Source organism: Rhodovulum strictum (assembly GCF_009649175.1).
GTDB classification, from domain to species: Bacteria; Pseudomonadota; Alphaproteobacteria; order Rhodobacterales; family Rhodobacteraceae; genus Rhodovulum; species Rhodovulum strictum.
Genome location: NZ_WJPO01000005.1, coordinates 134,735 through 156,131, shown reverse-complemented (window position 1 = coordinate 156,131; position 21,397 = coordinate 134,735). Strand labels below are relative to the sequence as shown.

The window sequence follows — 21,397 nt, the reverse complement described above, 5'->3', positions numbered from 1 at the left end:
CCCGGCCGGTCAAACTGCGTCCGGTGCAACACCAGGACGACCGATGCGCCTTGTTCCGCTTGCCCTCTGCCTTGTCATGGCCGCCACCGGATGCGTGAAATCCCCCGACAGCGCCAGTCGCGCTGCCTACTTCCCCGGGGATCTGCCGCGGATGGGATGGGATCACCGGCCCGAGGCGCCCGCCTGGACCGAGGCAAGCCTGCAAGCATTGTCGAGCCATGGCGCAACGCTGGCCCAGACCGTCCCGGCCGATATCGCGCATTGGTGCCCGGCCTATCAGAAAGCGGGAACGGCGCAGCGGCAGGCCTTCTGGGCGGGGATGTTCTCGGCGCTGGCCAAGCATGAAAGCACCTGGAACCCGCAGGCGGTCGGCGGTGGCGGGCGCTGGTTCGGGCTGTTGCAGATCTCTCCGGCTACCGCGCGTCATTACGGGTGCATGGCGACCAGTGGCGAGGCGCTGAAGGACGGTTCGGCCAATATCAGCTGCGCGATCCGCATCGCCTCGCGCACCGTGCCGCGCGATGGCGTGGTGGCGGCGGGCCGTGGGGGCGTTGCCGCCGATTGGGGGCCGATGTCGGTTTCGGCCAAACGCGAGGAAATCGCCGCCTGGACCCGGTCGCAGCCCTATTGCAGGGGCTGAGCGGCGCGGATTTCATCTCTTGCGGCCGCGCCTGCCCATTCGACGGGCAGGGGACACTGCCCAGCCTTGCGGCATTGGCGCCGCGTTGATATCTGCCCCTCAAGCCCGATAGTTTCCATCGGAAAACGCATGCGAGGCAGGTCTTGAGTTCACTCACTCCCCGGCTGGAAATCCAGAACATCATCCGTGTCTTTGGCGGGCGCACGGTGGTCGATGACGTGTCGCTCAAGGTCATGCCGGGGCAGGTGACCTGTCTGCTGGGGCCTTCGGGCTGCGGCAAGTCCACGACACTGCGGGTGATCGCGGGCGTCGACATGCAGGACAGCGGAAATATCTTCATCGACGGCAATCTGGTCTGCGACACGGTGTTCCGCGTACCGCCCGAACGCCGTTCGGTCGGGCTGATGTTCCAGGATTTCGCGCTGTTCCCGCATCTGAGCGTGGCCGAGAACGTCGCCTTCGGGCTCAGCGGCAGCCGCGCCGAGAAACGCCGGCGGGTCGAGCAGTTGCTGGAGCGGGTGGACCTGCTGGGCCATATCGACGACTATCCGCACCAGTTGTCGGGCGGCGAACAGCAGCGCGTGGCGCTGGTGCGCGCGCTTGCGCCGCGGCCCAAGATCATGCTGATGGACGAGCCGTTCTCGGGGCTGGACAACCGGCTGCGGGATGAAATCCGCGACGATACGCTGAGCGTGCTCAAGGAAGAGGGCGCCGCCGTTCTGCTGGTCACGCACGAGCCCGACGAGGCGATGCGCATGGCCGACGAGATCGCGTTGATGCGGCACGGCAAGATCGCGCAGCAGGGCGCGCCGTATAACATCTACAACGCGCCGGTGGATCGGGCCGCTGCGGCTTTCTTCAGCGATATCAACGTGATCCGGGGCAAGGTCAAGAACCTTCTGACGGAAACCGCTTTTGGCCAGTTCCTGACGCCCGCCATGCCCGATGGTTCCGAGGTGGACATCATCATCCGCCCCCAGCATATCCGCATCGATTTCGACCGCAACGGCCGCGGCCCGAACCCGACACCCGAAACCGGCGTGGCGGCGCGCGCGGTGGTGGAGCGCGCCCGCTTCATGGGATCGGAAAGCCTGGTCGAGTTCCGCATGGATTACGACGGCACCATGCTGAAGGTGACCGTGCCCGCGGTGTTCCTGCCCCGGCCCGGCACGGCGATGTGGCTGATGATCCGGCGCGACCGCTGCTTCGTCTTCCCCGCGCCGGGCCATGAACGCGCGGCCTGACGGGGTGCAGTCGGCGGAATTCGGCAAATAATCGCGAGATCGCGATGGAATGGGTCTTTGATCTGGCCGTTGGACCCAATAGATGTGACAGACAGAATTCCATGCGGGGCGCGGGGTGCGCCCGCCCGGAGGGAGTAACCCATGCTGAACAATATCGGCCTTCCCGGCCTGCTGCTGATCGCCGTCGTGGTTCTGGTGCTTTTCGGCCGCGGCAAGATCTCGTCGCTGATGGGCGAGGTTGGCAAGGGCATCACCGCCTTCAAGAAGGGCGTCAAGGAAGAGACCGAGGAGGCCAAGAAAAGCCTCGAGTCCGCCCGCGACGTGACCCCCGAACAGGAGAAGGACAAGGCCTGATCCGCCTGTCCCGCGCATAGCCCCATGTTCGACCTCGGCTGGACCGAACTTCTGCTGATCGGCATCGTCGCGCTGATCGTGGTGGGTCCGAAGGACCTGCCGGGCATGTTCCGCACGCTTGGCCGGTTCACCGCCAAGGCCCGCAACATGGCGCGCGAATTCCAGCGCGCCATGGACGACGCCGCCGACACGGCCGGCATGAAGGACACGGTCAAGGATCTCAAGGATCTGGCCAACCCGCGCAAGATGGGCCTCGACAAGCTGAACGAGGCGGCCGATGCCTTCGAGAAATGGGAGCCGAAGAAGCCATCCGGCCCGCCGCCGTCCGGGGCCACCACGACGCCGCCGGACCAGAATGCCGCCGCACCCGCCCCCGAGACCAAGAGCGACGCATGAAAAGCGACGAGATCGACGACAGCTCTGCGCCCCTGATCGAGCATCTGGCGGAACTGCGCACAAGGCTGATCTATTCGGTCTCGGGCTTCGTCGTGGCCATGGTCGCCTGTTTCATGGTCTGGAAGCCGGTCTTCAACTTCCTGACCCAGCCGATCTGCTCGGCGCTTGCCGCGCGCGGGCAGGATTGCGGGCTTTACCTCATCAAGCTTCAGGAAGGCTTCTTCGTCGCGATCCAGATCTCGCTGGTGGGCGGGATCGCGCTGTCCTTTCCGCTGATCGCCTTCCAGATGTGGCGGTTCGTGGCGCCGGGGCTCTACCGGTCGGAAAAACGCGCCTTCCTGCCCTTCCTGATCGCCTCGCCCTTCATGTTCTTCCTCGGCGCGGCATTTGCCTATTACGTGGTCACGCCGCTCGCCTTCGATTTCTTCCTGGGCTTCCAGCAGGTCGGCGCCATCCCGGCCGAGGGGGGCGAGGTCACGTCGCAGACCGCGGGCGTGACCTTCCATGGCTCGGTCCAGGAATACCTGTCGCTGACGATCAAGTTCGTCCTGGCCTTCGGCCTGTGCTTCCAGTTGCCGGTGCTTCTGACGCTGATGGGCAAGGCGGGGCTGGTCTCGTCGGCCGGTCTGGCGACGACGCGCAAATATGCGGTGGTCGGCATCCTGGTGCTGGCCGCCCTGGTCACGCCGCCCGATGTGATCACGCAGATCATCCTGTTCGTGGTGGTCTACGGCCTTTACGAGATCTCGATCCTTCTGGTGCGCCGCGTCGAGAAGAAGCGCGAGAAGGAACTGCGCGAACAGGGCCTGTGGTTCGAGGACGATCCGGCCGAAGACCCCCTGATGAAGGAATTCGACCGCAGCGAGGATGCCCGCCCGTGAACCGGGACATGCTTTGCCGGATCGCCGAGGCGCTGGAACGGATCAGCCCCGCGCCCGCCGAGGCCCCCGATTTCGCTTGCGCCGATGCCTTCGTCTGGCATGCCGCACCCGACCGGCTGGCGCCTGTGGCCCGCGTCAACCGGGTGGACCTGACGCTGTTGCAGGGGATCGACCGGGCGCGCGACACGCTGCTGACGAATACCCGCCATTTCGCACAGGGCCTGCCTGCGAACAACGCGCTTCTGTGGGGCGCGCGCGGCATGGGCAAGTCGAGCCTGGTCAAGGCGATCCACGCCGCGATCTGCGCCGAGGGCCATGCGCTGAAGATCGTCGAGGTCCAGCGCGAGGATCTGCCCTCGATCGGGCGGCTCCTGACGCTCTTGCGCGCGGCGCCCGGTCAGCGCTTCATCCTGTTCTGCGACGACCTGTCCTTTTCCCATGACGACCAGCATTACAAGTCGCTCAAGGCGGTGCTGGATGGCGGGATCGAGGGGCGGCCCGAGAATGTGGTGTTCTACGCCACCTCGAACCGGCGCCACCTGATGCCGCGCGACATGATCGAGAACGAACGCTCGACCGCGATCACCCCGTCCGAGGCGGTCGAGGAAAAGGTCTCGCTCAGCGACCGGTTCGGGCTGTGGCTGGGCTTTCATCCGTGCAGCCAGGACGAGTATCTCGCGATGATCCGCGGCTATTGCGACGCCCATGGCATCGCCATGGATGATGCGGTGCTGCGGGCCGAGGCGATCGAATGGCAGGCCACGCGCGGCGCGCGCTCGGGCCGGGTCGCCTGGCAGTTCTTCACCGATCTTGCCGCGCGCCGTGGCGTGCGGATCTGAGCGCGCCCTGTCCTTCTTCTTGGTCCAAATACCCAAAACCGGCGCGCAATGCGCGCCGGGAAAGATCTTGCAGCAGGATTAATCGTCCCCTTGGGCTTGCTGGCGAACGCCGTCGGGTCTTACGGCGTCAGATAGGGCATCGGATCGACGCTTTCGAAGCCCTTGCGGATTTCGAAATGCACGAAGGCCGGGTTGCCCGCGCGCACCTGCGCCACGGTCTGGCCGCGCTTGACGCTGGCGCCCTTCTCGACCGCGATCCCGTCGATATTGGCATAGACCGACAGCATGTTGTCGGGGTGGCGCACCACGAGGATGGGTACCTGTTCGGTGTCGCGGGTGATGGCGGCAACGGTGCCGTCGGCCGCGGCCTTGACCGGGCTGCCCGCGCGGGCCGAGATGTCGATCCCGTCATTCTTGCCCTTCTGGTAGCCGCGGATGATGCTGCCCTGCACCGGCATCGCGAAACGCGGCTGCGAGCTGCTTTCGGTCTTCATCTGCGGCGAGGCGGGAGCGGCGGCAGCGGCGGGCGGGGCGGCCGCCGGCGTTGTCGTCTGCTCGCGCGGCAGGGGTGTTGCAGCACTGGGCGGGGTGGGGGCGGTCGATCCGGCACCGGGGCGGGTCGTTGCCACGACGGCGGGCGCGGCGGCCACCTCGCGCGCAGGCGTCGGGATCAGCAGAAACTGCCCCTCGCGCACCGCCATGTCGGGGCCAAGCCCGTTCCAGTCGGCCAGCGCGCGCGGCGTCACGTTGTAGAGCCGGGCGATGGAATAGGCGGTCTCGCCGCGCTCGACCCGGTGGCGCGTCGGTTCCTGTCCGCGCGGTGCAGCGGGGGCAGCGGCTGCGGCGGGTGCCGATTGCTGGCCCGAGCGCTGGATGGCGTCGCCCGCGATGGTGGTGATGTCGATCTCGCCATCGCCGCGGAAACCGCCCGTAGCCGCGCCACCTGCGACGCCGACGGCCATGCCACCGCCGATCTCGGGCACGCGGCGGGGCAGGGCGAGGATCTCGCCCTCGCGCAGGCGGGCATCGCGCGCGATTCCGTTATGGCGCGCCAGTTCCTCGGCCGGAAGGCCCACGCGGTTGGCCACATCGCCCAGGCTGTCGCCGCGCCGGGCCACTGCCACCTGGTAATTGGCGTAAGAGATCACCCCGCGCGAATCCGGGTCGGGGCGCGGGGCGCTTTCGACGCGGACGGGCTGGTTGCCGCCGCCCATGTCGCGGAAATCGTAGTCCCAGCCGCTCTGGCATCCGGCAAGCAGGCTGGCGCCAAGGCCCAGGGCAAGGATTCGGGCGGGCAAGCGGGTATTGCGGTCGCGGATGGACATCGCTCGATCCTCACTGATGCGGGATCCGTTTGCCCGGACCCTCTGGCTGTTCCTAGTCGTTGCCGAGCCCCTCGACCAGCGGCACGAAACGCACCTCGCGAAGCTCGTCGTAATCGAAGCCGGTCTCGCCGCGGGTCACCTTGATCAGCCGCTGCACCGTGTCCGACTGCCCGACGGGCACGATCATGATACCGCCAACACGCAATTGCGCCAAGAGCGGGCCGGGCGGATCCTCGGCGGCGGCGGTCACAAGGATGCGGTCGAAGGGCGCCTGTTCGGGCAGCCCGAACGAGCCATCGGCGGCCAGAGCGGTGACATTGGTCAGCCCCAGCGCCTCGAACCGCTTCTGCGCCTCGCCGACAAGGCGGCGATGGCGTTCGACCGTATAGACCCGCCGCGCGAGCCGCGACAGGATCGCGGCCTGATAGCCCGAGCCGGTCCCCACCTCTAGCACCTTGTCGCGGGGCTGCACGTTCAGCGCCTGGGTCATCAGCGCCACCACCGAGGGCTGGCTGATGGTCTGGCCGCAGGGGATTGGCAGCGGCATGTCCTCATAGGCGCGCGGGGCGAAATGGCCCTTGATGAACACGCCGCGGTCGATCCGCTCCATCGCGTCCAGAACGCGGGCATCCGTGACCCCCTTGGAGCGCAGCGTGTACAGGAACTGCATCTTGCGTTCCGAATTGTCCTCGCCGGTCATTCCAGCCTGGCCTTCAGCGCGTCGATGGCATCATGCGCGGTCAGGTCGGCGCGCATCGGCGTGACCGCGATATAGCCGTCAAGGTTGAGCGCCGCGTCCGAGCCCGGCGCGGTCGGCAGGTGCTGCGGCCCGCCCTTGATCCACAGGAACTTGCGCCCCGAGGGCGAGCGGTGCGGTTCCACCCCGAAAGAGGCATCGCGCCGGTAGCCCTGCGGCCCGACGCGCAAGCCCTTGACCCGCCCGGCCGGAAGTGGCGGGAAATTGACGTTGTAGAACAGCCGGTAATCGGCGCTGTCCCAATGGCCCTGATCGAGCAGCGCGCGCACCGTCGCCGCCCCATGGGCGCGCGCGGCATCGAATTGCAGTTCCTCGTCGAAATTCAGCGGCCCCAGATATTGCGACAGCGCGATTGCGGGCAGCCCCTGCAACGCCGCCTCCATCGCGCCGCCGATCGTGCCCGAATAGAGCACGTTCTCGGCCGCGTTGTTGCCCCGGTTGACGCCGGAAAGCACCAGATCGGGCCGGGCATCGGTCATCACGTCATAGATCCCGGCCAGCACGCAATCGGCGGGCGAGCCTTCGGCGGCAAAGCGGCGGGGGCCAAGCTCGGCGATCATCATCGGATGGGTGTACGAGATCTTGTGCGCCACGCCCGATTGTTCGAACGCAGGCGCGACCACCCAGACCTCGCCGCCCGGACCGGCGATGTCTTCGGCGATGGCCTCGAGGATCTTCAGCCCCGGGGCGTTTATGCCGTCGTCATTGGTGATGAGAATGCGCATGCGTCCTGCCCTGTGCCACAGGCCCTTCCATAGAGCCAAGCGCGGAAAGCGTAAAGCGCGAGACGATGGATGGCGCGGCCGGGGCGGGGCCTGTCAGCCCAGCCCCAGTGTAGCCAGCAGCCGCCGCGCCTCGTCCGTGGGCTGCGCCAGGGCCGCGGTATCCTCGCCCGGGTACAGCCGATGGCGGTGGGCGGTGGCCATCGCGGCGGGTACGAAACGGTGCACATGCACATCGCCCAGCCGCGCCTGTTCGGCCTCCCACGCGGCAAAGATCGCGCGTTGCGCCGCCTTGCAGGCGGCATAGGCGCCCAGGAACGGGCCTTCGGCAAGGTCATCGACCAGCACCGCATGCCCGCCGCCGGGCGCCGTGCGCAGCAAGGGCGCAACGTAATTCGTCAGCACGCCCAGCGCCTCGATATTGGCGGCGATGGCCTTGGTCCAGAATTTCAGGTCGATCTGTTCGGCCGGGCTGAAGGGCGGGGTCTGGATCGCGCAATGCACCCACAGATCGACATGGCCCCAGCGGTCGAAGATGCCGCGGCAAAGCGTGCGCATGGCCTCGTCAACGGTGATGTCCATGGGCGCCAGCGTGGCATGCCCGCCCGCGGCCTGGATGCGGTCGTCCAGTTCCTCTAGCCCGCCGCTGGTGCGGGCGACGGCAACGACGTGATGACCCTGCCGGGCCAGTTCCTCGGCCACCGCCGCGCCGAAGCCGCGGGAGGCGCCCGTCACTAGGGCGATCTTGTGGTCTGTCATGGATGCTCCTTGAAACAGCAACGCTGCATGGTCGGGACGCGGCGGCGGACCCGTGGGGGCGCTTATTCTGCGGCTTTGGTCTGAAATCCCTTGTCGATCATGTCCGAGGGGGCGACCGGATAATCGCCCGAAAAACAGGCATCGCAATATTGCGGGCAGGCGGCATTGCGGCCCCGCGCCTCGCCCACGGCGCGGTAAAGCCCGTCCAGCGAGATGAAGCGCAGCGAGTCGACGCCCAGATAGTCGCGCATCTCGTCCTCGTTCATGTGGCTGGCCAGCAGCTTTTCACGCTCGGGCGTGTCGACGCCGTAGAAGCAAGGCCAGGCGGTCGGCGGCGAAGCGATGCGGAAATGCACCTCCTTCGCGCCGGCATCCAGGATCATTTCCTTGATCTTGCGGCTGGTGGTGCCGCGCACCACGCTGTCATCGACCAGGACGATCCGCTTGCCCTCGATCAGGGCGCGGTTGACGTTCAGTTTCAGCCGCACGCCCATGTTGCGGATCTGTTCGGTCGGTTCGATGAAGGTGCGGCCGACATACTGGTTGCGGATGATCCCCATGCCGAAGGGAATGCCGCTTTCATGGGCATAGCCGATCGCCGCGGGCGTGCCGGAATCGGGCACCGGGCAGACCAGATCGGCCTCGACCGGGGCCTCGCGTGCCAGTTCCACGCCGATCTGGTGGCGCGTCTCATAGACCGAGCGGCCGCCCAGGATGGAATCGGGGCGCGAGAAATAGACCTGCTCGAAGATGCAGAAGCGCGAGGGCCGCGGCTCGAACGGGCGGAAGCTTTCCACGCCCTTCTCGGGCGAGATCTGGACCATTTCGCCCGGCTCGATCTCGCGCACCAGTTCCGCGCCGATGATGTCGAGCGCGCAGGTTTCCGACGACAGCACCCAGCCTTCGCCGAACCGGCCCAGCACCAGCGGGCGCACGCCCAGCGGGTCGCGCACGCCGATCAGTTTCGTACGCGTCATCGCCACCACCGAGAACGCTCCCTCGACCCGGCGCAGCGCGTCCTTCATCCGCTCGGGGATGGTCTTTTGCAGCGAGCGCGCCATCAGGTGGATGATGCACTCGCTGTCCGACGAGCTTTGAAAGATCGAGCCGCGGTCGATCAGCTCGCGCCGCAGCGCCTCGGCATTGGTGATGTTGCCGTTATGGGCGATGGCCGCCCCGCCCATCGAGAACTCGCCGAAAAAGGGCTGCACGTCGCGGATCGCGGTCTGGCCCTTCGATCCGGCGGTGGAATAGCGCACATGCCCGATGGCCAGCGTTCCCGGCAACGTCTCCATCAGGCTGGCCTTGGTGAAGTTGTCGCGCACATAGCCAAAGCGGTGGGCCGAGTGGAACCCCGTCCTTGCGTCATGGCTGACGATGCCGCCCGCTTCCTGGCCGCGATGTTGCAGCGCGTGCAGGCCCAGCGCCACGAAATTCGCGGCATCGGTCAGGCCGATCACGCCATAGACGCCGCATTCCTCGCGCAGCTTGTCGTCATCGAAGGGATGGGCGGGGGGCATGTCTCGCTCGGGCGAAACATGCGGGTTCATCGGGCGCATGGGCGTCGAGGCTCCGAATCCAACTGGCGGGGACTGGCCCCTCTCTACGCGCTTGGGCACGCGCTGTCACGAAAGGATCACACAGCGCGCGCGGGCTGTCACTGGGCGTCGGCGGGGGGCAGGGGCGTGCCCGCGGGCGCAGGTGCTGCCGGGCGGTCGCAGGCGCCCATCAGGGTCTCGTACTGGCGGGTCAGCCAGCCCAGCGCCTGATCGGGATCGGCCTCGGCGATCTGGCGGGTCAGCGCGCCGAAGATGTCGGCCGAGCGCGAGTTGTCCACCACCGGGTAATCGCCCGCGGTGACCACCATGCCGTAGACGAACAGCGCGACCGCCACCAGCAGAACGCCACGCGCCACCCCGAAAAGGAAGCCAAGCCCCTGATCAAGCCCCCCCAGAACCGAGCCCTGGATCATCGAGGACAGAAGCGGCGTGAACAGCGAGACCGCCACCAGCGCCACCATGAACACGCCCGCAAAGGCCGCCAGGATCGCCAGTTCGCAGGAATTGCCGACCAGCGTACCAAGGAACGGCACCTCGTAGACCAGCGGTTCGACCATCGGCGCGAAGATGAAGGCCATGATCGCGGCCACGATCCAGCCCGCGATCGCCATCGTTTCGCGTACGAAACCACGCGAATAGGCGAGGATCGCCGAAAGCAGGATGACGACGGCCACGATCCCGTCGACAGCGGTAAACCCTTCCATGGTAGTCCCTCCTCGGCCTCAGCCGGCGCCGAACATCTCTCCGACAAAGGCCGCGAGATCCGGCATGTGCCTGAGCCGCAGTCCCGTCGGGGCGCCCGGCTTGCTGTCGGCGGGCGCGATGGCTGTGGAAAAACCAAGTTTCCGCGCCTCTTTCAACCTGTTTTCCGTCTGCCCGACGGGACGCAGCGCGCCCGACAGCGAAATTTCCCCGAAGACAACGCAATCCGCGGGCAGCGCGACATCTTCGCGCGCGCTGATCAGCGCCGCGGCCACCGCCAGATCGGCGGCGGGTTCGGTCACCCGAAGCCCCCCCGCGACGTTCAGGAACACGTCGAGCCCGGTAAAGGGGATGCCGCAGCGCGCCTCGAGCACGGCAAGCGTGGTCGCCAGCCGCCCGGCATCAAGTCCGACCACGGTGCGCCGCGGCGTGCCCAGCGGCGAGGGTGCGACAAGCGCCTGAATCTCGGTCAGAACCGGCCGCGTGCCCTCGATCCCGGCAAAGACCGCCGCCCCCGGCGCGGGCGTGCCGCGCCCCGACAGGAACAGCGCGGACGGGTTCTGCACCTCGGCCAGCCCCGATCCGGTCATCTCGAACACGCCGATCTCGTCGGCCGGGCCGAAGCGGTTCTTGACCGCGCGCAGGATGCGGAACTGATGCCCCCGCTCGCCCTCGAAATAAAGGACGGTATCGACCATGTGCTCGACCACGCGCGGGCCTGCGATCTGGCCCTCCTTGGTGACATGGCCGACAAGGATCACCGCCGAGCCCCGCCGCTTGGCAAAGGCGGTCAACTCATGCGCCGCGGCGCGCACCTGGGCCACGGATCCCGGCGCGCTGTCGACCATGTCGGCCCAGAGCGTCTGGATCGAGTCGATGATGGCAAGGCCGGGGCGCTCGGCGTCCAGCGTGGTCAGGATGTCGCGCAGATTGGTATCGGTCGCAAGCTTGACCGGCGCCTCGGCCAGGCCCAGACGGCGCGCGCGCATGCGGATCTGGGCACCTGCCTCCTCGCCGGATATGTAAAGGCATTTCAGGCCGTTGCGGGCGAAACTTGCAGCAGCCTGCAAGAGCAGGGTGGACTTGCCGATCCCCGGATCGCCGCCCACCAGGATCGCCGAGGCCGGCACCAGCCCGCCCCCCAGCACCCGGTCAAGCTCTGCCAGCCCCGAGGCGGCGCGGGGCGGTTCGGGCTCGGTCGTGGCCAGATCGGACAGCGGCAGCGTCCGCCCCCGCGCCGCCCCCAGCGATTTCGCGGCAGGCCCGGCCGAAAGCGGCGCATCCTCGGCGATGGTATTCCACGCCCCGCACGCCTCGCACCGGCCCGCCCATTTCTGGTGGGACGCGCCGCAGGCGGTGCAACTGAAGGCGGGGGCTCTGGCCATGGCCTGTTCTGGCGCAAGGGCGCGCGGCGGGCAAGGGGGTGCCTCCGCGCCACAGCCGCCGATCAGGATGCCCTTCCCGTCGCAGACCGGCCAGGGCGACAGGTCAATACCCGTTCGACCCGCGCGCCGGCCCGGTTCAGGCCCCGCGCGAAAGTGCCGCGATGCCGGTGCGCGCCATCTCGACCAGCCCCAGCGGCCGCATCAGCTCGGCAAAGGCGTCGATCTTCTGCGGTGTGCCGGTGATCTCGAAGACGAAGCTTTCCAGCGTCGAATCCACCACATTCGCGCGGAAGATATCCGCCAGACGCAGCGCCTCGACCCGCTTCTCGCCCGCGCCCGCCACCTTGAACAGCGCCAGTTCCCGCTCGACCGAGGGGCCCTCGACGGTCAGGTCATGCACCTCATGGACCGGCACGATCCGGCCAAGCTGCGCCTTGATCTGCTCGATCACCGCGGGCGTTCCGGCGGTGACGATGGTGATGCGGCTCATATGCCCGGTATGGTCGACCTCGGCCACGGTCAGGCTGTCGATATTGTAACCGCGCCCGGAAAACAGCCCGATCACGCGCGCCAGCACGCCCGGTTCGTTATCGACGATCACCGCCAGCGTGTGCCGCTCGATGACGTCCGAATTGGGGTCGCGCAGGTCATAGGCGGAATGCTTCGACGTGCCCTTCTGGATGTTGAGTGCTGCTGCCATGTCTTTTCTTCTGGCTCCAAATATCCTCGGGGGGAGTCCCCGCAAGGCGGGGACGGGGGGCGGAAAGCCCCCCTTGCGCACGCATCAGACCAGTGCTGCGCCTTGCTTGAAGGCTTCGGCATCGGCGGCGAGCAACATGTCGTTATGCGCCCGGCCCGAGGGGATCATCGGGAAACAATCCTCGTGCTTCTCGACCAGGCAATCGAAGATCACCGGCCCGTCATATGCCAGCATCTCGGCGATGGCGTCATCCAGATCGGCCGGGTCGGAACAGCGGATGCCCTTGCAGCCGAACGCCTCGGCCAGCTTGACGAAATCGGGCAGCGCCTCGGACCAGGAATGCGAAAAGCGGTTGCCATGCAGCAGGCTCTGCCATTGCCGCACCATGCCAAGGCGTTCGTTGTTCAGGATGAACTGCTTGACCGGCGCGCGATACTGGATCGCGGTGCCCATCTCCTGCATGTTCATCAGCCACGAGCCTTCGCCCGCCACGTTGAGGACCAGCGCCTCGGGATGCGCGATCTGCACGCCGATCGAGGCGGGCAGCCCGTAGCCCATGGTGCCCAGCCCGCCCGAGGTCATCCAGCGGTTCGGCGCCTCGAAGCCCAGGAATTGCGCGGCCCACATCTGGTGCTGGCCGACCTCGGTGCAGATGTAGCGGTCGGCGCGGTGTTTCGTCAGCGCCTCCAGCCGTTGCAGGGCATATTGCGGCTTGATGACCGTGTCCGAGTTCCGGTAGCGCAGGCACTCGACCTTCTTCCAGTCCTCGATCTGCGCCCACCAGCGCGCCAGGCCCTCCTTGTTGACCTTGCGCCCGCGCGATTTCCAGATCCGCAGCATGTCCTCCAGCACATGGGTGACATCGCCGATGATGGGCATGTCCACGCGGATCGTCTTGTTGATCGAGGAGGGGTCGATGTCGATATGGGCCTTGCGCGAGCTGGGGCTGAAATCGGCCACCCGCCCGGTGATCCGGTCATCAAAGCGCGCGCCGATATTGATCATCAGATCGCAATCGTGCATCGCCAGATTGGCCTCGTAAAGCCCGTGCATCCCCAGCATGCCCAGCCAGTTCTTTCCGCTGGCGGGATAGGCGCCCAGCCCCATCAGGGTCGAGGTGATGGGAAAGCCCGTGGCCTCGACCAGTTCGCGCAGAAGCTGCGTTGCCGCATCGCCCGAATTGATGACCCCGCCGCCGGTATAGAAGACCGGGCGCTCGGCGGTTTCCATCGCCTCGACAAGGCGGGTGATCATCTCGCGGTCGCCCTTGACCTGGGGCTGGTAATGGGCGTTGCCCGCCGCGCGCGGGGCGACATAGGTGCCGGTGGCGAATTGCACGTCCTTGGGGATGTCGACCAGAACCGGGCCGGGCCGCCCAGTGGTCGCGACATGGAATGCCTGGTGGATCGTCTGGGCCAGCCTGTCGGTTTCCTTCACCAGCCAGTTATGCTTGGTGCAGGGCCGGGTGATGCCGATGGTGTCCGCCTCCTGAAAGGCGTCGTTGCCGACCATGAAGGTGGGCACCTGCCCGGTCAGCACGACCAGCGGGATCGAATCCATCAGCGCGTCGGTGATGCCGGTGACCGCGTTGGTCGCGCCGGGGCCCGAGGTGACCAGCACGACGCCGGGCTTGCCGGTCGAGCGGGCATAGCCCTCGGCCATGTGGACCGCGCCCTGTTCGTGGCGCACCAGCACATGCTGGATGTCGTTCTGCTGGAACAGCTCGTCATAGATCGGAAGCACGGCGCCGCCCGGGTAGCCGAAGATCACCTCGACGCCCTGATCCCTGAGCGCCTGAACCACCATCATCGCGCCGGTCATCTGTGTCATCTGTCTGTCCGTCCCTTCCGCCGTCCGTCTGTGCATCCGCTGCGCATAAAAAAGCCCCCGGTCAGGGCGGGGGCGCATGGGGTGAGCTGGGCTCCGTCGTTACCGGCCCATGCGCCTGTCCTTCGCCACTACGCCTACCATCGCCATCGGGGTTCCCCAGCTTGCGTGCGCGGGACATTAGGAGCGCACCGGGTGGGGGTCAACCCGCAAAGGGCAGAATTTTCGTACCCTGCGGCAAGAAATCCTTTCCGAATGTTGCTCGAGGCCGGGGTTTTGCGCATGGATCGGAAATCGGGCACCGCGCGCGGCCCGCAGCACAGGGCGGGGCGCGTCCATTCGACATCGGGAAAAAGTCGGGCCCGCCGCTCGGCGCTATTTATCTGGGGCAAAGCTGTCGATAGATTTCGCCCACGCAAACGATCCGCCCGCAAAGGTGCGGGCGCCAACCGGGAGGAATATTGATGGATCGCCGTTCTTTTCTGAGGAGCTCCGCGCTGGGCGGTGCGGCCGCCGCCGGAACCCTTGCCGCGCCCGCCTATGCCCAGGGCAGGCGGACGCTGACACTGGTCACGACCTGGGGCCGTGGCCTTGCGGGGGTGCATGACGCAGCGCAATATTGCGCCGACGCGATCACCGCGATCACCGACGGGCAGTTGACCATCGACCTCAAGGCCGCGGGCGAACTGGTCGGCGCCTTCGAGGTGTTTGACGCCGTCTCGGCCGGTCAGGCCGACATGTATCACGGGGTCGATTACTACTTCCTCGGCCAGCACCCGGCGCTGTCCTTCTTCAGCCAGGTGCCGTTCGGCATGACGTTTCAGGAATACAACAATTGGATCCACCATGCCGGCGGGCGCGAACTGGCGGACGAGCTGTACTCGATCTTCGGGCTCAAGCCGTTCTCGGCGGGCAATACCGGGGCGCAGGCCGGCGGCTGGTTCCGCAAGGAGATCAACAGCCCCGAGGATTTCCAGGGCCTGAAGTTCCGCATGCCCGGGCAGGGCGGGCAGGTGCTGGGCAAGCTGGGCGCGAGCGTGCAGAACCTGCCGGGATCCGAAGTGTATCAGGCGCTGGCCTCGGGTGCCATCGACGGGACCGAGTGGATCGGCCCCTGGGCGGACGAGAAGGCCGGGTTCCAGGAGATCACCAAGATCTACTACACCGCCGGTTTCCACGAACCCGGGCCGAACCTGAACCTGACGGTCAATCTGGACGTGTTCGAGGATCTGGCCCCGGCGCACCGGGCTGCCATCGAACAGGCGGCTGGGGCCTGCAACATCTGGTCGATGTCGCAATTCCTGGCCAACAACGCCGCCGCGCTGACCCGGCTTCAGGCGGGCGGGGTGCGGGTTCTCGAATATCCCGACAGCGTGTGGGATGCCTTCGGCGCCGCCTCGCTCGAGGTGATCGCCGAGCCGATGGGCGATCCGCTCTACAAGAAATGCCATGACAGCTACATGGCGTCGCTGAAAAGCTCGGCGGCCTGGAATGGCCGGGCCGAGGCGGAATTCACCGCCCAGCGCAACCGCGTGATGGGTCTCTGATCCGAAATCCGGCTGGCGCCCCCGTTCGCAGCGGGGGCGCCGTCCCAGGCGTGGCGCATCCGCCCCGGAATGAAGGGGGGGCAGATCCGCGACGGCTGGGCAATAGGGGGCGCAGATGGACGGGTCCGGATCGGCCGGGGTGCTGGGCGCGCTTGGTGGCGGGGTCTTGTGGTTCTTCAAGAACCTTGCGCTGGCCTTCTACAATTTCGGCTATGCAATCGCCCATCCGGGGTTGTGGCTCGACTGGTCGAACCCGCAGGCGATCATGCGCGTGGTCTATTACGGCGCCTCGACCGAGTTCTTCTTTGTCGTGCTTGCCGCCTTTGTGGTGCTGACCGGGCTGGGGCTTTGGCGGCGGTCGATCATGTGGGGATCGGTGCGCTTACTGGAAGGTTTTGCCAACACCATCGGGCGGTTCTTTGCCTGGGCGGGGCTTCTGATGGTGCTGCAACAGATCATGATCGTGTTCCTGCAACGCATCTTTCGCGTCTCCGAGATCAGCCTTGGCCCGCTGGGCTATGCGTTTTCCAAGGATCTGAGCTGGTGGTCCGAGGAGCTGAAGCTTTACAACGCGATGATCGTCTGCCTGTGCATCAGCTATACCTTCGTGCAGTCGGGCCATGTCCGGGTCGATCTGGTCTATGCCCATGTCAGCCACCGCACCAAGCGGCTGATCGACATGTTCGGCGCGTTGTTCTTCATGATGCCGATGGCGGTGCTGGTCTGGCTTTACTCGTGGTATTTCCTCTGGCGCCACCTGATCACGCCCAAGCCCTCGGCCTCGGAATCGCTCGACCGGCTGTTGATGAAGGCGCAGGCGCTGCGCTGGAATGTCGAGACCATCGGCTTCTCGCCCAATGGCTTCAACGGCTATTTCCTGTTCAAGGTGCTGCTGGTGGCCTTTGCGGGGCTCGTGTTCCTTCAGGCCATCGCGGTCTTCTACCGGGCCTTGCTGGAATATCTCGAAGGCGAGGAGAGCGCCGGGCGCTTCCTTGACAGGGACAGTCTGGGTCCGGGCGAGGACGCCCGTGAAGCCACGCATTAAGGGGGCAGGGCGGGCGCATGTTGTTCGGACTTGACGGTATCGAGATCGGCCTGATCATCGTCTTTCTCTGCCTGTTCGCGGGGATCCTGTCGGGCTTTCCGGTGGCCTTTGCCATCGGCGGCGCGGCGGTCATTTCGTTCGGGATCATTGCCGCGCTGGACAGTGCGGGGCTGTTGATCCACCAGGCGGTGGATACCGGCAGCGCGGCCTATGCGGCGCTGACCGCGCAGGGGATCCATCCCAACGACATATCCGTGTTCCGGTTTCCCGACCTGCCGCGCTACGAGACGGCGCTGTTCCCGCAGGGCTGGGAAGTGGCGATGGATCGCAATGTCAGCTTCATCGTCAACCGCATCAACGAACGCGTTCTGGCCGGCCAGTCGATCGAGACTCTGCTGGCGGTGCTGATGTTCGTGATGATGGGCATCACGCTGGAACGCTCGAAGATCGCCAATGACCTCTTGACCACCATGGCGCGGGTCTTCGGTCCGCTGCCGGGCGGGCTGGCGGTGGCCGTCGTCGTGGTGGGCGCCTTCCTTGCCGCCTCTACGGGCATCGTGGGGGCGACGGTGGTGACGATGGGGCTGTTGTCGCTGCCGACGATGCTGCGCAACCGCTATTCGCCGGAACTGGCCACCGGGGTCATCGCGGCCAGCGGCACGCTGGGCCAGATCATCCCGCCCTCGATCGTGATCGTGCTGCTGGGCACGCTGGCGGGCGATCTTTATGCAACGTCGCAGGAAAGCCGGGCGCAGATGGCGGGTTGCACCGATGCGCTGACCTATCTGGGCAAGGCGGCGGTGGTCTCGGTCGGCACGCTGTTTCAGGCGGCGATCCTGCCGGGCATCCTGCTGGCGGTGCTGTATGCGGGCTATGCCTTCGGTTTCGCGCTGCTTTACCCGTCCAAGGCGCCGCCCGTGTCCTTCGCTGCGGCCTCGGGTCCGGCCAAGTCGCGCGCCGATAAATTTCGGTGGTTCCTGGCCGCGCCGCTCGGGCTGATCGGGGGCGCCTTCCTGCTGGGTGCGGTGGGCATCGTGGGCAGCCAGGATGTCACGGTCAGCGGCTTTTCCGAACAGACCGAGGGCGCGGTGCTGCGCACCAATGTCTCGGACCAGTGCAAGGCGTCGATGATCGAACTGCACGGCCAGCAGAAATGGGATCGCGCGGTCGAACAGCAACGCGCCATCGAGGCGGCGGGCGGCGAGGTGCAGGCCCATCAACTGAGCCCCGAGGAACGCGCCCTTGCGCGCGAGGCCAGGATCGCCGCCGCCGCGCCGTTGTCCTCCTCGCTGATGGTGGTCGTGGTGCTGCTGGGGCTGCTGCTGAGCACGGCGCGTGGCGTGGTGCCCGGGGCCGATCCCCGCCCGCTGCTGATCGGGGCGGGGGGGCTCTTGCTGGCGCTGGCGGTCGATGCGGTGCTGATCTCGCCCGTCACCTCACCCGGTGCGATGTTCCTGCTGCTGGCGATCCCGTTCGGCATTGCGCTTTACGGGCTGCGGCATGCGGTCGGCCTGCTGGCCCAGTCGGACCTGTTGCGCGTCGTCTTTCCGCCGCTGGTGCTGATCGTGGCGGTGCTGGGCTCGATCCTGGGCGGCATCACCAACCCCACGCCCGCCGCCGCGCTGGGGGCGGGCGGGGCGCTGATGCTGGCCGCCTATCGCAAGCTGCGCGAGGAAAACCGTTCCGGCAGGACGATCATCTGGGCGTCCTTTGCCATCGTGATCATGATCCTCGCGGGCGTGAATTTCGACCTGCGCATGGGGCGCGCAAGCGTGCCCTTCGAGGATTGGGTGGCCTTCTTCGTCGCGCAGGGCGCCTATCACTTCGCGATGTTCGGCATTCTTTACGCCTGCTGGGTGCTGCTGCGGTCAGGCGTGCTGCCGCCGGTGGTGCGCGAGACGGCCAAGGTCACCACGATGGTCTTTGCCATCCTGATCGGCTCGCAATTGCTGAACCTGGTGGTGATCTCGTTCGGGGGGGAGCATTACATCCAGCAATTCCTGCGCAGCTTCGATGACGAGTTCAAGGTGTTCCTGATCGTCATGCTGGTGCTGTTCGTGCTGGGCTTCGTGCTGGATTTCCTGGAAATCATCTACATCGTGGTGCCCATCGTCGGCCCGGTGATCTATGGCGGCACCTTCGATCCGGCTTGGGTCACGATCATGATCGCGGTGAACCTGCAGACCTCGTTCCTGACGCCGCCCTTCGGCTTCGCGCTGTTCTACCTGCGCGGGGTGGCGCCCAGAGAGGTCACGACGATGCACATCTATCGCGGCGTCGTGCCCTTCGTGCTGATACAGGTGGCCGGGCTTGGGATCCTCTGGGCCTTTCCTGAGATCGTGACCATCGTGCCAAGCCTGCTTCCGGCGCGCTGATACGGGCGGCGCGGTGCAGCGGATTCGCCGGGGCCGGGGCGCCGTTCGGTTACGGATTTCCTGCGCCTGCGCAGCGCACCCCCTGCCGATCCCCGTGAAATCAGCGGGTTACAATGGTGCGGCAGATGCCGTGCTTCCTTCTCCCCGGGGGGCGAGCCGTGCTAGACAGGGGGCGCGCGCCGTTCCGGCGTGTCCCTGTCACCGATCCGGCGAGGTTTGCGATGGTCTCACGCGTGATCCCGGTCGATCCCTTTGACCTCGTGATCTTCGGCGCGACGGGCGATCTGGCGCGGCGCAAGATCCTGCCCGCGCTCTACCGGCGCGACCTTGCGGGGCAATTGCCCGACGAGGCGCGGATCATCGGCACCGCCCGCGCGGCACTGGACGATGACACCTGGCAGGGCGAGATCCGGCACGCCATCCTCGAACATGTGCCCGCGGACCGGATCGAAAGCGCCGCGCTCGAACGGTTTCTGGCGCGGCTGGGTTATGTCCGGCTTGATGCGACCGGCGAAGACGGCTGGCAAAGGCTGGCCAGCCTGATCCGTCCGGGCGTGGTGCAGGCCTATTACTTCTCGGTCGGGCCGGGGCTTTTCGGCGATCTGGCGCGCGGGTTGCACCGTCATGGCATGAACCGCGAGGGGTGCCGGATCGTGGTCGAGAAACCCTTTGGCCACGATCTTGGCAGCGCCCGGGCGCTGAACGCCACGCTGGCCGCCCATTTCGACGAGCAACAGATCTATCGCATCGACCATTACCTTGGGAAGGAGACGGTCCAGAACCTGATGGCCGTGCGCTTTGGCAACATGCTGTTCGAACCCCTGTGGAACGCGCAATATGTCGATCACATCCAGATCACCGTGGCCGAGATGGTGGGCGTTGCGGGCCGGGGAGGCTATTACGACAAGTCGGGCGCGATGCGCGACATGGTGCAGAACCACATGATGCAGCTTCTGTGCCTGATCGCGATGGAGCCGCCCTATGCCTTTGAACCGGACGCGGTGCGCGACGAAAAGCTCAAGGTGATCCGCGCCCTCGATGCGGTCGAGCCGGGTGATATCGTGCGCGGGCAATATGCGGCGGGCAACGGGCAGGCAGGCTATGCCGAGGATGCAGCGATCCCGTCCAGCCGGACCGAAACCTTCATCGCGCTCAAGGCGCATGTGTCGAACTGGCGCTGGAAGGGCACGCCGTTCTACCTGCGCACCGGCAAGCGGCTGCGCGCGCGAACCTCGGAAATCGCGATCACCTTCAAGGATCCGCCGCATTCGATCTTTGGCGAGCAGGAGGGGCAGAAATCGAACGTGCTGGTGATCCGGTTGCAACCGAACGAGGGGATCAAGCTGAAGGTGACGATCAAGGAACCCGGCCCGGGCGGCATGCGGCTGATCGAGGTGCCGCTGGACATGTCCTTTGCCCAGGCGCTGGGGCCGGGGGCCGAGGATATCGCGGATGCCTATGAGCGGCTCATCATGGACGTGATCCGGGGCAACCAGACGCTGTTCATGCGCGGCGACGAGGTCGAGGCCGCCTGGGCCTGGACCGATCCCGTGATCGCTGCCTGGGAGGCGCGGGCCGACCGGCCCAAGCCCTATGATCCGGGCAGTTCGGGCCCCGAGGATGCGTTGATGCTGATGCACCGCGACGGGCGGCGCTGGCGGGAGATACGGCCATGAAGCTCGTGACCTATCCGGATGTCGAGATGATGATGATCGACCTGGCCAACAAGCTGGCGGGCGAGTTGAACACCGTGCTGTTCCATGCCGAACAGGCCAGCATCGCGCTGCCGGGCGGTACGACGCCGGGGCCGCTTTACGACGCGCTCTGCGCCAGTTCGCTGGACTGGCGCCGGGTGCGCGTGCTGCCGACCGACGAACGGCTGGTGCCGCCCGACAGCCCGCGTTCGAACGAGGGGATGATCCGCGCCCGCCTGCTGACCGGCGCCGCGGCCGAGGCGCAGATGATCGCGCTGCGCCCGGGTGCCGATGGCATGGACGGGCTGGCCGGGCGTGTGGCCGAGGTGCTGCCGCTCGATATCCTGCTTCTGGGGATGGGGGCGGACATGCATATCGCCTCGCTCTTTCCCGGCGCGCCCGAGCTTGAGGACGCGCTGCGCGCCGATGCCCCCCCGGTGATGCAGATCACCCCCCCCGCCCAGCCCGAGCCGCGGCTGAGCCTGACCGCCCCCGCGCTGCGCAGCGCGACCATCGTGCATATCCTGATCACGGGGGCCGACAAGCGCGCGGCGTTGGAACGGGCGGTCGAGATCGACGATCCGCTGCTGGCCCCGGTCTGCGCGGTGCTGGGATCGGCCACGATCCACTGGGCGGAATAGACAAG

General features: G+C 66.7%; 20 protein-coding genes. 11 read left to right on the top strand and 9 right to left on the bottom strand.

Annotated features, from left to right (window positions below; all coding sequences use genetic code 11):
- Positions 1–76: 76 nt before the first annotated feature.
- From GH815_RS05525 to GH815_RS05500, 6 genes are all read left to right on the top strand, one after another.
- The gene (locus GH815_RS05525; protein WP_246176325.1) at positions 77–640 is read left to right on the top strand and encodes a transglycosylase SLT domain-containing protein; all 564 of its coding nucleotides are present in this window, start codon (positions 77–79) and stop codon (positions 638–640) included.
- A gap of 143 nt (positions 641–783) precedes the next feature.
- Positions 784–1,884, top strand: a complete 1,101-nt coding sequence (locus GH815_RS05520) for an ABC transporter ATP-binding protein (protein ID WP_246176324.1) — start codon at positions 784–786, stop codon at positions 1,882–1,884.
- Between the two features lie 141 nt (positions 1,885–2,025).
- On the top strand, positions 2,026–2,238 hold the full coding sequence (gene tatA / locus GH815_RS05515) for a twin-arginine translocase TatA/TatE family subunit (protein ID WP_153747757.1): 213 nt from the start codon (positions 2,026–2,028) through the stop codon (positions 2,236–2,238).
- A 24-nt stretch (positions 2,239–2,262) separates the two neighbouring features.
- Positions 2,263–2,634, top strand: a complete 372-nt coding sequence (gene tatB / locus GH815_RS05510) for a Sec-independent protein translocase protein TatB (protein ID WP_153747756.1) — start codon at positions 2,263–2,265, stop codon at positions 2,632–2,634.
- Positions 2,631–3,515, top strand: coding sequence for a twin-arginine translocase subunit TatC (tatC, locus tag GH815_RS05505; protein ID WP_153747755.1), 885 nt, complete (start codon positions 2,631–2,633; stop codon positions 3,513–3,515). The genes tatB and tatC overlap by 4 nt, the downstream gene beginning before the upstream one ends.
- An 8-nt stretch (positions 3,516–3,523) precedes the next feature.
- Positions 3,524–4,354, top strand: a complete 831-nt coding sequence (locus GH815_RS05500) for an ATP-binding protein (RefSeq protein ID WP_153747768.1) — start codon at positions 3,524–3,526, stop codon at positions 4,352–4,354.
- A 119-nt stretch (positions 4,355–4,473) separates the two neighbouring features.
- Here GH815_RS05500 and GH815_RS05495 read toward each other — a convergent pair whose 3' ends face one another.
- The 9 genes from GH815_RS05495 to GH815_RS05455 all read right to left on the bottom strand — a co-directional run bounded on the left by GH815_RS05495 (position 4,474) and on the right by GH815_RS05455 (position 14,093).
- A complete protein-coding gene (locus GH815_RS05495; protein ID WP_153747754.1) occupies positions 4,474–5,679 on the bottom strand; it encodes a peptidoglycan DD-metalloendopeptidase family protein in 1,206 nt (401 codons plus the stop codon).
- Positions 5,680–5,731: 52 nt separating this feature from the next.
- Positions 5,732–6,379, bottom strand: coding sequence for a protein-L-isoaspartate(D-aspartate) O-methyltransferase (locus GH815_RS05490; RefSeq protein ID WP_153747753.1), 648 nt, complete (start codon positions 6,377–6,379; stop codon positions 5,732–5,734).
- Complete coding sequence (gene surE / locus GH815_RS05485) at positions 6,376–7,161, bottom strand: 5'/3'-nucleotidase SurE (RefSeq protein ID WP_153747752.1); 786 nt, start codon at positions 7,159–7,161, stop codon at positions 6,376–6,378. The genes GH815_RS05490 and surE overlap by 4 nt, the downstream gene beginning before the upstream one ends.
- A gap of 93 nt (positions 7,162–7,254) precedes the next feature.
- Entirely contained in the window at positions 7,255–7,917 is a 663-nt protein-coding gene (locus GH815_RS05480; protein ID WP_153747751.1) for an SDR family NAD(P)-dependent oxidoreductase, read from the bottom strand.
- A gap of 62 nt (positions 7,918–7,979) precedes the next feature.
- On the bottom strand, positions 7,980–9,437 hold the full coding sequence (gene purF / locus GH815_RS05475; RefSeq protein WP_153747750.1) for an amidophosphoribosyltransferase: 1,458 nt from the start codon (positions 9,435–9,437) through the stop codon (positions 7,980–7,982).
- A 137-nt stretch (positions 9,438–9,574) separates the two neighbouring features.
- Positions 9,575–10,180, bottom strand: coding sequence for a CvpA family protein (locus tag GH815_RS05470; protein WP_153747749.1), 606 nt, complete (start codon positions 10,178–10,180; stop codon positions 9,575–9,577).
- Between the two features lie 18 nt (positions 10,181–10,198).
- Positions 10,199–11,563 carry a DNA repair protein RadA gene (gene radA, locus GH815_RS05465; protein WP_153747748.1) on the bottom strand — a complete coding sequence of 455 codons (1,365 nt, stop codon included), beginning with the start codon at positions 11,561–11,563 and terminating at the stop codon, positions 10,199–10,201.
- Between the two features lie 136 nt (positions 11,564–11,699).
- Positions 11,700–12,263 (bottom strand): acetolactate synthase small subunit, encoded by a 564-nt coding sequence (gene ilvN / locus GH815_RS05460; protein ID WP_153747747.1) that lies wholly within the window; start codon positions 12,261–12,263, stop codon positions 11,700–11,702.
- Between the two features lie 84 nt (positions 12,264–12,347).
- Positions 12,348–14,093, bottom strand: coding sequence for an acetolactate synthase 3 large subunit (locus GH815_RS05455; protein WP_153747746.1), 1,746 nt, complete (start codon positions 14,091–14,093; stop codon positions 12,348–12,350).
- 461 nt (positions 14,094–14,554) lie between these two features.
- Between GH815_RS05455 and GH815_RS05450 the strand changes: the two genes are divergently transcribed.
- The 5 genes from GH815_RS05450 to pgl all read left to right on the top strand — a co-directional run bounded on the left by GH815_RS05450 (position 14,555) and on the right by pgl (position 21,392).
- Complete coding sequence (locus GH815_RS05450; protein ID WP_153747745.1) at positions 14,555–15,637, top strand: TRAP transporter substrate-binding protein; 1,083 nt, start codon at positions 14,555–14,557, stop codon at positions 15,635–15,637.
- Positions 15,638–15,752: 115 nt separating this feature from the next.
- Positions 15,753–16,682, top strand: a complete 930-nt coding sequence (locus GH815_RS05445) for a TRAP transporter small permease subunit (RefSeq protein WP_153747744.1) — start codon at positions 15,753–15,755, stop codon at positions 16,680–16,682.
- 17 nt (positions 16,683–16,699) lie between these two features.
- Positions 16,700–19,057 (top strand): TRAP transporter large permease, encoded by a 2,358-nt coding sequence (locus tag GH815_RS05440; RefSeq protein WP_153747743.1) that lies wholly within the window; start codon positions 16,700–16,702, stop codon positions 19,055–19,057.
- Positions 19,058–19,278: 221 nt separating this feature from the next.
- Complete coding sequence (gene zwf / locus GH815_RS05435) at positions 19,279–20,733, top strand: glucose-6-phosphate dehydrogenase (RefSeq protein WP_153747742.1); 1,455 nt, start codon at positions 19,279–19,281, stop codon at positions 20,731–20,733.
- On the top strand, positions 20,730–21,392 hold the full coding sequence (gene pgl / locus GH815_RS05430; protein WP_153747741.1) for a 6-phosphogluconolactonase: 663 nt from the start codon (positions 20,730–20,732) through the stop codon (positions 21,390–21,392). The genes zwf and pgl overlap by 4 nt, the downstream gene beginning before the upstream one ends.
- Positions 21,393–21,397: the final 5 nt, after the last annotated feature.

Coding starts and splice junctions, on each gene's coding strand:
- GH815_RS05525 (WP_246176325.1), top strand. CDS start 77: ATGGCCGCCACCGGATGCGTGAAATCCCCCGACAGCGCCAGTCGCGCT.
- tatA (WP_153747757.1), top strand. CDS start 2,026: ATGCTGAACAATATCGGCCTTCCCGGCCTGCTGCTGATCGCCGTCGTG.
- tatB (WP_153747756.1), top strand. CDS start 2,263: ATGTTCGACCTCGGCTGGACCGAACTTCTGCTGATCGGCATCGTCGCG.
- tatC (WP_153747755.1), top strand. CDS start 2,631: ATGAAAAGCGACGAGATCGACGACAGCTCTGCGCCCCTGATCGAGCAT.
- GH815_RS05500 (WP_153747768.1), top strand. CDS start 3,524: ATGCTTTGCCGGATCGCCGAGGCGCTGGAACGGATCAGCCCCGCGCCC.
- GH815_RS05495 (WP_153747754.1), bottom strand. CDS start 5,679: ATGTCCATCCGCGACCGCAATACCCGCTTGCCCGCCCGAATCCTTGCC.
- GH815_RS05490 (WP_153747753.1), bottom strand. CDS start 6,379: ATGACCGGCGAGGACAATTCGGAACGCAAGATGCAGTTCCTGTACACG.
- surE (WP_153747752.1), bottom strand. CDS start 7,161: ATGCGCATTCTCATCACCAATGACGACGGCATAAACGCCCCGGGGCTG.
- GH815_RS05480 (WP_153747751.1), bottom strand. CDS start 7,917: ATGACAGACCACAAGATCGCCCTAGTGACGGGCGCCTCCCGCGGCTTC.
- purF (WP_153747750.1), bottom strand. CDS start 9,437: ATGCCCCCCGCCCATCCCTTCGATGACGACAAGCTGCGCGAGGAATGC.
- GH815_RS05470 (WP_153747749.1), bottom strand. CDS start 10,180: ATGGAAGGGTTTACCGCTGTCGACGGGATCGTGGCCGTCGTCATCCTG.
- radA (WP_153747748.1), bottom strand. CDS start 11,563: ATGGCCAGAGCCCCCGCCTTCAGTTGCACCGCCTGCGGCGCGTCCCAC.
- ilvN (WP_153747747.1), bottom strand. CDS start 12,263: ATGGCAGCAGCACTCAACATCCAGAAGGGCACGTCGAAGCATTCCGCC.
- GH815_RS05455 (WP_153747746.1), bottom strand. CDS start 14,093: ATGACACAGATGACCGGCGCGATGATGGTGGTTCAGGCGCTCAGGGAT.
- GH815_RS05450 (WP_153747745.1), top strand. CDS start 14,555: ATGGATCGCCGTTCTTTTCTGAGGAGCTCCGCGCTGGGCGGTGCGGCC.
- GH815_RS05445 (WP_153747744.1), top strand. CDS start 15,753: ATGGACGGGTCCGGATCGGCCGGGGTGCTGGGCGCGCTTGGTGGCGGG.
- GH815_RS05440 (WP_153747743.1), top strand. CDS start 16,700: ATGTTGTTCGGACTTGACGGTATCGAGATCGGCCTGATCATCGTCTTT.
- zwf (WP_153747742.1), top strand. CDS start 19,279: ATGGTCTCACGCGTGATCCCGGTCGATCCCTTTGACCTCGTGATCTTC.
- pgl (WP_153747741.1), top strand. CDS start 20,730: ATGAAGCTCGTGACCTATCCGGATGTCGAGATGATGATGATCGACCTG.